At 66.3% G+C, this 12590-nt stretch carries 11 protein-coding genes and 1 pseudogene; 4 read left to right on the top strand and 8 right to left on the bottom strand.

What is annotated here, in order from left to right; all coding sequences use genetic code 11:
• Window positions 1–30: 30 nt before the first annotated feature.
• A complete protein-coding gene (locus M2351_RS25325) occupies window positions 31–933 on the bottom strand; it encodes a glutaminase (protein ID WP_264658836.1) in 903 nt (300 codons plus the stop codon).
• A gap of 865 nt (window positions 934–1798) precedes the next feature.
• On the opposite strand from M2351_RS25325, the gene M2351_RS25320 reads away from it, so the two are divergent.
• Both M2351_RS25320 and M2351_RS25315 read left to right on the top strand, forming a co-directional pair.
• A complete protein-coding gene (locus M2351_RS25320; protein ID WP_264658835.1) occupies window positions 1799–2845 on the top strand; it encodes an EAL domain-containing protein in 1047 nt (348 codons plus the stop codon).
• 372 nt (window positions 2846–3217) lie between these two features.
• Complete coding sequence (locus M2351_RS25315; protein ID WP_264658834.1) at window positions 3218–3547, top strand: hypothetical protein; 330 nt, start codon at window positions 3218–3220, stop codon at window positions 3545–3547.
• Window positions 3548–3724: 177 nt separating this feature from the next.
• Here M2351_RS25315 and menD read toward each other — a convergent pair whose 3' ends face one another.
• The 4 genes from menD to M2351_RS25295 form a co-directional block, all read right to left on the bottom strand.
• Window positions 3725–5575, bottom strand: a complete 1851-nt coding sequence (gene menD / locus M2351_RS25310) for a 2-succinyl-5-enolpyruvyl-6-hydroxy-3-cyclohexene-1-carboxylic-acid synthase (protein WP_264658833.1) — start codon at window positions 5573–5575, stop codon at window positions 3725–3727.
• A gap of 128 nt (window positions 5576–5703) precedes the next feature.
• A complete protein-coding gene (locus M2351_RS25305; RefSeq protein WP_264658832.1) occupies window positions 5704–5877 on the bottom strand; it encodes a hypothetical protein in 174 nt (57 codons plus the stop codon).
• A gap of 490 nt (window positions 5878–6367) precedes the next feature.
• Window positions 6368–8428 carry a methyl-accepting chemotaxis protein gene (locus M2351_RS25300; RefSeq protein ID WP_264658831.1) on the bottom strand — a complete coding sequence of 687 codons (2061 nt, stop codon included), beginning with the start codon at window positions 8426–8428 and terminating at the stop codon, window positions 6368–6370.
• A gap of 138 nt (window positions 8429–8566) precedes the next feature.
• A complete protein-coding gene (locus tag M2351_RS25295; RefSeq protein WP_264658830.1) occupies window positions 8567–8779 on the bottom strand; it encodes a hypothetical protein in 213 nt (70 codons plus the stop codon).
• 547 nt (window positions 8780–9326) lie between these two features.
• Here M2351_RS25295 and M2351_RS25290 point away from each other — a divergent pair.
• Together M2351_RS25290 and M2351_RS25285 are read left to right on the top strand one after the other, a co-directional pair.
• Window positions 9327–9545: pseudogene (locus M2351_RS25290) on the top strand (IS5/IS1182 family transposase); the annotation flags it as partial.
• Window positions 9546–9577: 32 nt separating this feature from the next.
• Window positions 9578–9994 (top strand): CHASE3 domain-containing protein, encoded by a 417-nt coding sequence (locus M2351_RS25285; RefSeq protein ID WP_264658829.1) that lies wholly within the window; start codon window positions 9578–9580, stop codon window positions 9992–9994.
• Here the strand turns inward: M2351_RS25285 and M2351_RS25280 are convergent.
• Genes M2351_RS25280 through M2351_RS25270 form a run of 3 tightly spaced genes read right to left on the bottom strand, consistent with a single transcriptional unit; the run spans window position 9991 to window position 12538 of the window.
• A complete protein-coding gene (locus M2351_RS25280; protein WP_264658828.1) occupies window positions 9991–10332 on the bottom strand; it encodes a DUF6285 domain-containing protein in 342 nt (113 codons plus the stop codon). The genes M2351_RS25285 and M2351_RS25280 overlap by 4 nt on opposite strands.
• Complete coding sequence (locus M2351_RS25275) at window positions 10329–11351, bottom strand: phosphotransferase family protein (protein WP_264658827.1); 1023 nt, start codon at window positions 11349–11351, stop codon at window positions 10329–10331. The genes M2351_RS25280 and M2351_RS25275 overlap by 4 nt, the downstream gene beginning before the upstream one ends.
• Entirely contained in the window at window positions 11342–12538 is a 1197-nt protein-coding gene (locus M2351_RS25270; protein ID WP_264658826.1) for an acyl-CoA dehydrogenase family protein, read from the bottom strand. Before M2351_RS25270 ends, M2351_RS25275 begins: the two co-directional genes overlap by 10 nt.
• Between the last annotated feature and the right edge of the window lie 52 nt (window positions 12539–12590).

The following is a 12590-nucleotide window of genomic DNA, read 5'->3' as shown; positions in this document are numbered from 1 at the left end:
GACGGCCCCCCGGCTCTCCCGCCGGCAAGGTCATCCGAGGACGGACAGCTTGGTCCTTTGAGCGAACAGCTCAAGGGCCAGCGTTCCGACCAGCGAGTTGCCGGAACGATCAAGCCCCGGCGACCAGACGGCGATGGAACATTTCCCAGGCGCGATGGCGACAATGCCACCGCCGACCCCGCTCTTGGCCGGTAGGCCGACGCGGTAAGCAAAACTTCCCACGGAATCATAGACGCCGGAGGTCATCAACAGGGCGTTTACCCGCCGAACGATTCGTTCCGTCATGACCGTTTCCCCGAGGATGCGGGAGAACCCGCCGGCCGCAAGGGGAAGGAACAGGCGGGCCAGCTGGCTGCAGCTCACCTCCAGGGCGCATTGGTTGCAGTATTCCCTGACGAGGGTGGAAGGATCGCTGTGGATCGTCCGGTAGGTCCGCAAAAGGTGCGCGATGGCGAGATTCTTGTGGGCGTGGGCGAACTCGGCCATGGCGACCTGGGTGTTCACGTCGATGCCGTCACTTCCCGTCAGGACACGCGCGTAATCGCGCACCACCGGCGCGACGGCGCCGACCTTTTGCCGCAGGTAGTCCGTGACCACCAGCGCGCCAGCGTTGATGAAGGGATTCCGCGGGACTCCTTTTTCCAGCTCGAGCTGGGCAAGAAAATTGAAGGGCGTTCCCGACGGCTCCTTACCCACCCGCTCCCAGACCTCGTCGCCGCCGCGGCAAAGCGCAAGGATCAAGGTCAGCAGCTTGGAGATGCTCTGGATCGAGAAGGGTTCGGCGGCATCGCCGACCGACACCTCAACGCCGTCGGCCGTATGCACCGCCATGCCGAATTTGGTTTTGGGGACCTTCTTCAGTTCCGGAATATAGGACGCCACCTTGCCATTGCCCAAATGCCCACGGACCTCGCACGCGATGTCCTGGAGCACGCTGTGCAGGAAAGCCTTGGTGACGCCCCCGGTTTCGACGCTCTGAAGCATTGCCTATCCTATTTAAAATTGCTACAAGATCTTAGATTTTACTGTTCACCATTAATACTATAGCGCGATCGGGCCAACAACAGTCTGGAAAAGCTATTTGTCAGGCATGATCGATATTGATAAAGGTATGAAAAACCAACATAGGGCAGAGCACCTTTTGTCCGCCCCAGACACGGACGACGCATCAAGCTCTCGGAGGCAGCGGATGGGTGCACGCACGGATGGGGGAATTGGCTCAAACAACGTGGAACAATACTAAGGTATAGGTCTCCTAAACCATTCCACAGGCCATCCGACCGCACGCACGATGGCGGAAGCGTCGCATCAAGACGAGGCTGTGCCAATCCAAGCCTCGACCACACCAACGGCCAGCGGCTCTGATCGGCTCGCCACACATCCCTCGGGGTCAGCGGCATTGCGACGTATCGATGATCTAAAAATTGGAACCGAGCACGGCGCAGCATGCGCCGTACTGTTCTCGGGCATTGGCGCTACCGGCGGGAACGTCCATCACCGTGGGACCTTTCTCCAACAGAGCCACCACCAGTCCGCACAGCCCCAAAGCTCTCGAAGCCACGCAGGAACCCAAGCGGCGATTGTGGAGCCGGTGTTGGCCCTGCACGGCTTTCTCCCATTCGGCGACGATGACGCCTTCCCGCACTCCACCGCAGCCGGCGATGCGCAGGCCCCACGTCCGGGGGCGATTGGGGCCCTGGGCCATGCCAATCCGGCACAGGAGCAGTCGCCCTCGCCGACACCCATACCGCGCGATGGCAACACTCCCTGACGTGATCTCTGAAAGGAACTGCGCGCGATGACCGCCGAAGCCATACCGAAGGCCACCATTCCGACCGTGCCCTGGACTCCACGCAGCGGGGTCCAAAAGATTATGGACATGCTGCTGGGCGTGTCCCTGGGCAGTCTGGTCTTGGCGGCGGCATGGGAAGGCATTCGCACCATTGTTGAGCAATGGATGGGCCTCAGCATGGCCGAGGCGGACGTCGTGTCGCTGTTGCTGGTCCTCGCTATCGCCGGCGCCGTCGCTCGTTTCGTCTTGCATCTTGCCGACGCTGTTGGGCTCAGCCGGTTCAGCCGCGCAGAGCGCGCCATGCTCCGTCGCCTTCAGACGGCGATCGCTCGGCAGGACATCGCCGTGGTTTTCCAGCCCATCATCGACACGCGTAGCCGCAAGATTGTCGGGGCTGAGGCGCTCGCCCGCTGGGCGCTCGACGGCGAATCGGTCCCGCCGACGGTGTTCATCCCACTGGCCGAGCGGGCCGGCTTGATCCGACAGGTGACGCGGCACGTCACACGATCAGCACTCACCGCTGCAGCGTATTGGAACAGTCTGGGGTATGACGTGCCGGTGTCCATCAACCTGTCGGCCGAGGATCTTGAGGATCTGACGTTGCCTCAATGGCTGCATGACCTGTGCGTCGAATTGGGCGTGCCGGAGTCGTGTCTGCGGATCGAGCTTACCGAAACCCAGTCGATTCGAAACTTCGAAACGACCGCGAGCGCCGTCGCCCGGCTGCGCGCCTGGGGGGCGGGAGTCCACCTCGACGACTTTGGGACCGGCTACGCCTCCATGAGCGTGCTCCAGCGCATCCCCTTTTCCGGAATCAAAATTGATCGTGACTTCGTCGTGAGCGCCCGCAAGAACAACGCCGCGGCGTCGATCATCCGTGCAAGCATGAGTATCGCGAACGAGCTCGGGCTTGAGGTGGTGGCCGAAGGCATTGAAGATGCCGACACGACCGCCTGGCTGGACAGCATTGGCATCCATCGGCAGCAAGGATTTCATTTTGCTCGTCCGATGCCACCCGGGGATTTCACCGCATTCGCGTTGGCTTCCGCCTAAAAAGTCGTTGGTTGCTCAGAACGCGGCCTCCAGACTGTCTGGCTCCCTTGCGCAGTTTCAAGTCGGGCCAGCGTGGTGCAGGGATGCGGGTTTGGCGGGGGGTGACGACTCGGCGTAGAAGGCGTGCGTTCCGGCGCCGGCCGCCAAAGCCGCCCGATGCGGTTCAGACACCACGCTGAATCGACGGACCCGAACCCGGCCGTGGAACGTCGTCCGCAGACCGCTGTCACGCTGCACCGGTTGGCCGGCAGCCGCGGGCAGAAGCTCAGCGGACCCGGCGCGTGGCTGGCGGCGAAACCCGGCTCCCAATAGCGGCGCTCCTGGCGCAACGTCCACGTCGGTGTCGATGCCGCCCCGCGCCTGATCGTTGCCGTGGAACTGGCCCCGCCCGACGTCAACAACGCCTCGCCAGTCGGCCCCTTGCTCGAGCCGGTCACCGCTCCGCTGAAAAGGCTGGGCGGCAACGGCGGGTATGACCGAACCGACGTCTACGCGACCGAGGTAGCCCGCCGTCGGGAAGCGGCGGTGATCGCCCCGCCACGCGCCGATGCCGTGCTCAGCGCCACCGTCGACACCGCGCCACCCCCGCGCGGCCGCTATCTCCTGGCCATTGCCGAGATGGGGCGCATGGCCTGGCAGCGGGCGTCCGGCGATAACGCGCGGGCCAGGTGGAGGCGGCGATCACGCGCTGCAGGCAGGTGATTGGCCACCGCCTGCGCGCCCACAGCGATGAGGGCCGCCGCACCGAGCTCAAGGTCGCTGGCAACCCGCTCAACCGCATGTTCGGCTTGGTACGCCCGCCCTATGTCCGCGTTGCGTGAATCGATGGGGAGCACGGGCGCAGGCCGTTTCTGCTCGCCTCACGGCACCACGCTGCCTTCACCTGCTCGCTCCGGCGGCACGTTGACAGCGCCGGGCCACGTCATGATTCCAGTGCGCCGGCATCGTCTCCATCGCCGTCCAGAAGGCCTTGTGACTGGCCACGCTCTCCGCACGGTCGATCACCGCTTCGATGAGGCGCGGGCCACGGGCGCGCATGGCCTCCACGAACGTCGCATCGAAACTCTCGGCGTCTTCGGCCCGCCACGTCCGCCAGCCTGCGGCCTCCGCGGCAAGCCGGATGTCGATGGACGGTGGGGCGAGAAAGTCGGCGTACTCCGGCGCCTTGGCGGTCGCCAGATAGTCGAAGATGGCGCCGCCGCCGTTGTTGCCGACGACGAGAACGACGTCGAGATCGCCGGCCATTTGCAGGCTTCCGACGTCGTGCGCGAAGGCCATGTCGCCGATCAGCCCCAGCGTCGTCACCCCGCGTTGCGCCGCCGCAATACCAAGGAAGGTGCCGACGTTTCCATCAATGCCGTTGGTGCCGCGGTTCGCGAGCAGCCGCAAGCCCCTGGGCGCCTTCCCCGAGAAGCTATCAAAATCGCGCACGGCCATTGAGTTCCCGGAGAACAGGGCGCTGCCATTCGCCGCGGCGGCAATCAGACGGCGCACGATCTGCGCCTCCCAGAATCCCACACCCGCCACCCGGGCGATGCCCGCTTCAACCGCTCGGTCAGCGGCCACGAACCCGGTGAGCCATCCGTGCGCTGCCGGCGCAGCCCCGACTGCCGTAGCCAGGTCCCGGCAGAGCGCCGCTGGGCTGGCGCGGAGCAGTCGTGTGGCGCGCAGCAGCGGGTCGGGCCATCGTGGCGACGGATCGACGACGATGTAGTCCGCCACCCGGGCGTTCTGCAGCCACCGCAGAAGTGGCTTGGAGGTCGGCGGGCCACCGACACTGAGAACCCAGCCCGGATGGTGCGCCCCGGCGAAGGCCGCCGAGCGCAGGAAGCTGTCGGCGCCGGCGATGACATGATCGTCGGCGGCCGGATCGAAGCGCAGATTGCTCAGCGGGTCGGCAATGACGGGGCACGCCAGTGTTTCGGCCAAGCTGATGATCGCCGCGGCCGCGTCGCCGTCCAGCTCACCAGCGCCGCTGACAATGACACCCGGCCGGCCGGCGATGCGCTCCGCGATTTCCCGCAGCTCGGTCGGCTGGGAGCTTACCTGCGGGCGCGAGACTGTGGCCGGCTGTGGCGTGAAGAGCTTGCTGCGATCCTGCGGGATGAAGGGGTCGCGGAACGGGACGTTGATGTGGACCGGGCCCGGCGCCGGCCACAGGCTCTGCTCGTAGGCCCGCGCCATCAGCGGGACCAGCGCCGCAATGCTCGCGTCGGGCGGTGGCAGGTGGTGGGAGGCCCGGACGTGCGAACCGTACAGTTTGATCTGGTCGATGGCCTGGGCCGAACTGCGGTCCTGGTTCTCGGGCGCCCGGTCCGCGGTCAGCAGAATGAGGGGTGTCTGCCCGGCGGACGCCTCCATGACGGCCGGGTACCATTGGCCGGTGGCCGAGCCCGACGTGCAGATCAGGACGGTGGGGCGACGGGTTGCGCGCGCCAGCCCCAGTGCCAGAAAGGCGGCCGAGCGCTCGTCAATCACAACGCTCACCGTCATCTCCGGGTTGGCCCGACAGGCAAGCGACAGGGGAGCCATTTGTGCTCCCGGGGACATCACCGCGTGCGTGACGCCGCAGGCAACCAGTGAGTCAATCAGCACCGCCGCCCACTGAAAGTTCAAGTCGGCGTCGCCCTGGACGATGCCCCGGAAAGACGTGTTGTCGATCTCAACACTGTGCCGCGCGGAGGTCTGAGTTTCCGCACGCTGGCGTACCGTCTCCACAATCCCCTCCATTGTTCTGCTCTTATGAAGTCCAAAGTGTTCTTTTGCTTTAACGCCGCGCGAGCGGCGCGCTACAGAATTCTGAACTTTGTGCTAAAGCTTCCGTATCCGCTCGCTGTTTGACACGCGGGCCGGTCATCTTATGCTGCAGGCAGCATTTTCTTCTGGGTATGGCTGAACACGAGAGCGATGCAGCCTTTTTGCGCTGGAAAGGTTTTACCACGCTCCGCATGAGCAACCGAAACCGAGTCAGCCTCGTCGTGAAAGCCACGGATGGTGCGGACGCCATTGTTGATGGTGTTGAACGCAGCCATGTCGGACATCCACCAGCAACGGTTACGCCAAAGGGGCGCCTGATCCGGAACGCGTACATTCGGCGCTCGCTTGCGTCCGGCTCACCATTGGGGCCGCGCATCAGCTCCCGGTTTGGCCTTGATCCCCGCAGACGTTCCAGGCCCGGATCGCTTGCCAGGGCGGCCTCCGGATAGAGTGCCCGTAGACCGGGCGCGACGGCGGCAGACTGTGGCAGCCCCGGGTTGTACCGAACCTGTCGCGCAGGCTTCTCCCGGCACCCGTGTGCGGCTGACGACGTGGCGGCCATCTCCATGGTTGCTCCGAGCACCGGGATAGAGAGCGGCGGAGACGCATGGCATCGGTCACGCTTTGCCGGACGGGCGGCGAAGGATGGATCGCCCGCGCACCGCCGGTTGGCCAGGCACGGGACCGCGGAGGCCGATTTGGGCGGCACGCCACCGCGTCCCGCGAGACGCAAAACGCGGCAAGGCCGGCACGGGAACGGCACCATCATGCCGTCTTGATGCGGGCCACGAAGCCCTCGACCTCGCCATCGAGCACCTTGGACTGCGCAGAAAGGCCATTCGATGCGGTCAGCACCTGCGAGGCGGCCTCGCCGGAGTGGATCACCGCCTGCTGCAGGCCGGCGATGTTGCCGGCCACCGCGCGGGTGCTCTCGGCGGCGCGATCGACGTTGTGCGCTATTTCGTTGGTGGCCTGCTGCTGCTGGGCGACCGCCGCGGAGATCGCCGAGGAGGTACGGCTGACGTCACCGATCGTCTCCACGATGCCCTGAATCGCGTCGACGGCTTCGCGGGTCGAGCCCTGGACTTGGTTGATCTGCTGGGCGATGCCCTCCGTGGCACGGGCCGTCTGGTTGGCGAGCGCCTTGACCTCACCCGCGACCACCGCGAAACCCTTGCCGGCGTCACCGGCGCGCGCCGCCTCAATGGTGGCGTTGAGCGCCAGCAGGTTGGTCTGACCAGCGATGTCGCTGATCAGGTTGACGACGGTGCCGATCTGCTCGGCGACCATGGCCAATCCGCCGATGATGCCGTTCGTCCGGTCGGCGAGCGCCGCGGCGTTGCGGGTGATCTCGGTCGAATGGGCGATCTGGCGGCCGATCTCGCCGATGGAGGCGGACAGTTCCTCCGCGGCCGTTGCCACGGTGGCGACGCTGCCGGAGGCGCGCTCCGCGGCGGCCACGGCGTCGGTGGCTTGGCGGGTCGCCTGCTCGGTCGCCGCGGATAGAGCGCCGGCGGTGGTGTTCAGACCGGCGGAGGAGCTGGCGACGTGACGGACGACGTCGCGGACCTGGTCCTCGAAGGAGTTGGCCAGGGCTCGCATGTCGGCACGGCGTCGCTCCTCGGCCTGGTGCTTGGCCTCCTCGCGCTCGGCGCGCAGCGCTTCGGCGTCGCGCATGGCGCTCTCGAATACGGCGATTGACTTCGCCATGCGGCCGATCTCGTCGCGGCGGTCGCGGAACGGGATGTCGGCTTTGCCGCCCTCGGCCAGGGTGCCCATGGCTGCGGACAGGGCAACGATTGGACGGACGACCGTGCGCACGAAAATGGTGACCACCCAGCCGGCCACGGCCGCCGCGCCAATCATCAAGGCCAGCGCAATGCGCATGCCGGCCAACGCCTCGTCGCGGTTGGCGTCCGTACGCGCGCGGGCCTCGTCAAGCGCGGCGTCGCGAATACGCAGGACTGAGGCGTTGGCCGAAACCGCGGACGTGCGCCAATCGTCGAGCGAAATGTCGTAGGCGCCCTCGCCGAACGCCGCTTTCAGGACGCGGTCGCGCACCGCCTTGCCGGCGCCAAATTGGTCGTCACGCGCGCCTTGGATGGCTTTGCGCAGCCCAGCCGGGGCAGTCTCGGCATCGCCGCGCATGACAATATCCGTCCACAGCTGTTCAACCCGGCCCGCCGTGACGTTGAAGCGGTCACGCTCAGCGGGGGTGGCGGTCCTGTTGGCACTCAGCAGGTTGGACAGTGGCAGCGAGATGTCGGCGACGGCCAGACGCATGGTCCAGCCGTTGCGCGCGATGGCCAGCAGGCCACCCGCCTCAGGGCTCAGCTCGGTGGCCTTCGCGACGTCCGTGCCCGCGAACCGACCGATGGCCTCGATCGCCGCATTGAAGGCCCCTAGCACGTCGGCGGCCGCGTCGGCGGAACGCTCTTCCTTCGGCCGCGACCAAATGGCCATGGCCTGGGCGCGCGCGGTCGCCAGCTTCATGCGCAGATCGCTCAGCTTGGTCGCCGCCGGCGTGCCGGCGGCGCTCGCCTGCAGGGCCTCGAAGGCGTCCTCGCTGGCCTTCAGATCGGCGTCCAGCTCCTGCTGGACCTTCGCAGAGATCGTTGAGCCACGCAGCGCCTGGTTGATGGGGCCACGCTCGACACTGAGCGCGCCCGCCAGCTCCAACTCCCGTTGCACGAGCTGCTCGAGGTGGACCGCTTCCTCGGCCCGGCTGAAGGTGTGCCAGCGCTCACCGAGGTTTACCGCGGCGGCCACGAAGACCATTCCGGAAAGGAGGCTGATCACCCCGATCCCGCGATTTCTGATGGACATGGCGCCTCTGTTCCTTTCTGGACGTCTGTCCCAGTTCACGCATGCGGAATGCGGACGAGGACTCGTTTATGAATGGGGTGCCGTCAACGCCGTGATCGGCTGACGAACCAAGCGTGACCAAGGTGCTCGTTCACTGGTTCAGGTGGTCCGGGCGAGGCCGGTCGCCGTGAGCCAGGGGGTGAAAGCGCGGGTGGCGGTTCGCTCGGCGGCGACGATCAAACGGCGGCGGAGTTGGCAATGTTTGACGCGGTGACACAGCCGTACGGTGCCGTCGATGCCAATCACCCTCACCCGCTTGGCGGCGTCCAGGGGCTGCGACGATAGGATCGTCCACGCGGCGGACACATCCACCAAGTTTCCATTCCACCAAGTTTCCATTGCGCGCGGCGCCACGCTCGACCGCCATGTGCACGGTGGCCAGCACGGCGGAGAAGCGCACCCGATCGGGCCGCCTTAAGGTTGCGGCGAACGTGGCATCTGTGAGCGTCGCCATCACGCCGGTCCGAGCCACTGCCAGAAATGCCGGAAACACACCAAATCGGGAAGTAGAATGGGGCTGCATAAACCGGCTCTACCCGCACGCTTTCCATCGTAGGCACACCTCGCACGCTAATTCGCATTTGCAAACAAATGGTAAACCGATATGTCGAAAATGTTGAGCAGCTAATTTGGATGCGGCATATCCGAGTATTCTTCGTTTGCTTCTGATGGCGACGCCAAGACAACAGGACGCGCATTTAAAATTTATTTTAAATCTTTCGAGGCGGAGCTTTACACGGTCATGCCACTGGAAATTTCAAGGAGACGCTAGCGTGGTGGGCGGATGCGGAATTGGCGGCGCTTTGCGAACTGGCGTACAAACCGGCCCCCTGTTGATGCCCGCCACCGCTGCTGCCCAATGCCGTTCAAACATCACGCCACTCATCGCCACCAGTTTCCTCGCGCCAAGTGCCGCGTGACCAATTGGACCGCTGATGAGGCCGGGCTGCGCCAGCGTGGCAGTTTGACCATTTGGGTCAGCGAGGACGTCATCCAGGCTTGGCGCGCCGCCCCACGGATCACACGCGGTGGGCAACCCCGGTCTTCGGCTGTGGCGATCGAGACCGCCCTGACGTTGCGGGCGCTCGTCCACCGGACATGACTTGGTTCATGAGGCTGCGCATTGCGCAGAAGTCGACAATCGCGTTTGCCGCCATCATCCTGATGGCGGCGGGCGTCAGCGTTATCAGTTTCCGCACGCTGAGCTTCCTCCAGACCAGCAACGGCTGGACCGCGCACAGCTATGAGGTGCTGGAGGACGCCAGCCACCAGATGGCCGCCATGGCCGACCAGCAGACCGGCCTGCGCGACCTCCTGCTCACCGCCGACGCCGCCTTGCTCGAGCCCTACATGGGCGGTCTCGCCGCGTTCGAGAGCGCCTTCGCCACCCTCAAGCGGCTGACCGGCGACAACCCCGGGCAGCAGGCCCGCCAGCGTGGTGGGCGGATGCGGAATTGGCGGCGCTTTGCGAACTGGCGTACAAACCGGCCCCTGATGATGCCCGCCACCGCTGCCGCCGTGCCCTAATTCTGAAGGTACTTCGGATTGGACACGGCGAGGCGTGCCCGGGTGATCTCCCACAGCACCGGGCGCAGGTCCGTCCGTCCGTCAAACCGCCCCTCGGCGATCGCCTCGCACAGCCGACGCAACAGCGTATCGGCGTCGCCCTCCTCACCCAGCAGGCGCCTCAGCGCTGCGGCCGGGTCGGCGGCGCCCTTCAGCTCGCGCTCTGCGATGGACAGCGCGTTGGCGATCATCAGCGCCGGGAAGCGCTGCTCCGCCGACGCGGCGGACAGCACCACCTCGCGGAAGGTCTTCAGCGCGATCTCCACAAGTCCGCAGGCATCCGGCTGGTCGATGCTCATGTTTCCTCCAGGGAATCCAGGTGCAGAAGCAGGTCGTGCTCGATCTCCGGGAGCATGCGGCCGGTCAGCGCCAATTCCAGCGACGGTTCCGTGCCGGAGATGTGGCGGCGCCCCTGCTGGATAGCGATGGCGGCCCAGCGCAAGTAGGCAGACGCCTCCCAGTACGCCACCCGCGCCGGATCAACCCGGCGCCCCGCAGTCTCCTCGTAGCCGGCGTAGAGGTCGGCGCGGTCGGCGATGCCCCCCGCCTCGCGGTCGAACCGCCCAAAGCGCCAGGAGCGCGCGCAGAACCAGCCAAGGTCTTCCATCGGGTCGGACCAGCCGGCAAACTCCCAGTCGAGGATCGCCGTCAGCTGGCCGCCCTTCACCAGGTAGTTGCCGGTGCGGTAGTCGCGGTGGCACAGCACCACCTCGCTGGCCGGCGGCGCGTTGACCTCCAGCCAGCGCAGCCCGTAGGAAAGCACCGGGTCGCGCTCCGCCGCGGCGCCGGCCCATTCCCGGTACAGCCGCGCGGCGTCTCGCGCCGGCCCGTGCTCCGGCCGCGGCAGGAAGTCCAGCCCCGGCGTGCCCGGCCGCACACAGTGCAGCTTGCCCAGTTGCCGCCCGAGTTCGCGGGCCAGCCCGTGCTGCGGCGTGTCGGTCTTGACCACGCGGAAGCCAGCGGCGACCCCCTCGGCCCGGCGCATGACGTAGAAGGCGCGGCCGAGCAGCCCCGTATCCTCGCACGCCACAATTGGCTCCGGCGCTGCCACGCCGGCCGCGAAGGCGGCGCGCAGCACGGCGAACTCCTGCGCCTTGTTCAGGCTGGCCGAGACCTCCATGGGCGGCGCCGCGCGCAGCACCACCGCGTTCCGCCCGTCCAGCCGCCCGCCTTGTACAGCCAGCGTCAGGGCCAAGTTTTCCGAAATGGCGCCGCCGCTCAGCCGGGTGACGTCCTCGACGCTGACGCGCCTTGCACCCAGTTGCTCCGCCAACCACGCCTCAAGGCGTGGTTGGCTACCGTCGTTGATCAGCCCCATTGCCAGAACCCGTCGCCTTCCTTCAGGTAGAAGTCGCTGAGCACCATCTTGTGCACCTCGGACGCGCCGTCGACCAGCTTGGCTTGGCGGGCGTAGCGGTAGATCCACTCCAGCACCGTGTCCTTGGAATAGCCGCGCGCGCCGCACAGCTGGATGGCCGTGTCCGCCGCCTTGAACAGCGTGTCGGCCAACAGCACCTTGGCCATCGACAATTCCTTCTTGGCGAAGCCGCCCTGGTCCAGCTTCCAGGCCGCCTTCATGATCATGAGCCGGCCCAGCTCGATCTGCATCGCCGCATCGCCGAGCATCCACTGCACGCCCTCGCGCTGCGCCAGCGGGATGCCGAAGCTCTGGCGCTCCTTAACGTACGCCCCGGCGATCTCCAGGCAGCGCTTGGCGAGACCGGTCCAGCGCATGCAGTGGGTGAGTCGCGCCGGCCCCAGGCGGATCTGCGTCACCTTCAGCCCGTCGCCGACGTTCATCAGCACGTTCTCGTCCGGGATCTCCAGCCCGTCGAACACCAGTTCGCAGTGTCCACCATGCTCCTCCGGCCCCATGATCGGGATGCGGCGCACGAGTTCCCAGCCCGGCTGGTCCTTGTCGAACAGAAAGGCGGTCAGACCCTTGCGCTTGTCGTCGGAGGTGCGGACGATCAGGATGAAGTGCTGCGCCCCCTCGGCCCCGGTGATGAACCACTTGCGCCCGTGCACCACCCATCGGTCGCCCTTGCGCTCGGCCTTGGTGAGCATCATTGAGGGGTCGGAGCCGCCGCCCGGGTGCGGCTCGGTCATGGCGAAAGCAGAGCGCACCTTGCCGTCGATGATCGGCTGCAGCCAGCGCTCCTTCTGCGCCTCAGTGCCGACCTTGTTGAGCACCATCATGTTGCCGTCGTCCGGCGCCGAGGAGTTGAAGCACACCGGTCCGAAGATCGAGCGGTTCATCTCCTCGTAGCAGGCCGCCATGCCGACCACCGGCAGCCCCTGCCCGCCGCGCGCCTTCGGCATCTGCAAGGCCCACAGCCCAGCCGCCTTCGCCTTGGTGCGCAGCGTCTCCAGCGCCGAGAGCGCGATCATCCCGTGTTCGTCCCAGTTGGTGCGGTCCGCCTCGACCGGGAGGATCTCGTCATTCACGAAGGCGCGCACGCGCCGGCGGTAGTCGTCGATCTCGGGCGACAGGGCAAAGTCCATGGATGCTTTTCCTTGTTATAGGGTGCTCCGGAATCCTCTTCGTCCGTCCGCC

The organism is Azospirillum canadense (assembly GCF_025961225.1).
Classification (GTDB): Bacteria; Pseudomonadota; Alphaproteobacteria; order Azospirillales; family Azospirillaceae; genus Azospirillum; species Azospirillum canadense.
The sequence above is the reverse complement of the archived record's forward strand: the minus strand, read 5'-3'. Positions and strand labels throughout refer to the sequence as shown.

What these genes read in the sequence shown, in the direction of transcription:
- M2351_RS25280 (WP_264658828.1), bottom strand. Translation starts at nt 10,332, where the DNA reads ATGAGCATCGACCAGCCGGATGCCTGCGGACTTGTGGAGATCGCGCTG.
- M2351_RS25305 (WP_264658832.1), bottom strand. Translation starts at nt 5,877, where the DNA reads ATGGCTGCGTTCAACACCATCAACAATGGCGTCCGCACCATCCGTGGC.
- menD (WP_264658833.1), bottom strand. Translation starts at nt 5,575, where the DNA reads ATGGAGGGGATTGTGGAGACGGTACGCCAGCGTGCGGAAACTCAGACC.
- M2351_RS25285 (WP_264658829.1), top strand. Translation starts at nt 9,578, where the DNA reads ATGAGGCTGCGCATTGCGCAGAAGTCGACAATCGCGTTTGCCGCCATC.
- M2351_RS25275 (WP_264658827.1), bottom strand. Translation starts at nt 11,351, where the DNA reads ATGGGGCTGATCAACGACGGTAGCCAACCACGCCTTGAGGCGTGGTTG.
- M2351_RS25300 (WP_264658831.1), bottom strand. Translation starts at nt 8,428, where the DNA reads ATGTCCATCAGAAATCGCGGGATCGGGGTGATCAGCCTCCTTTCCGGA.
- M2351_RS25320 (WP_264658835.1), top strand. Translation starts at nt 1,799, where the DNA reads ATGACCGCCGAAGCCATACCGAAGGCCACCATTCCGACCGTGCCCTGG.
- M2351_RS25270 (WP_264658826.1), bottom strand. Translation starts at nt 12,538, where the DNA reads ATGGACTTTGCCCTGTCGCCCGAGATCGACGACTACCGCCGGCGCGTG.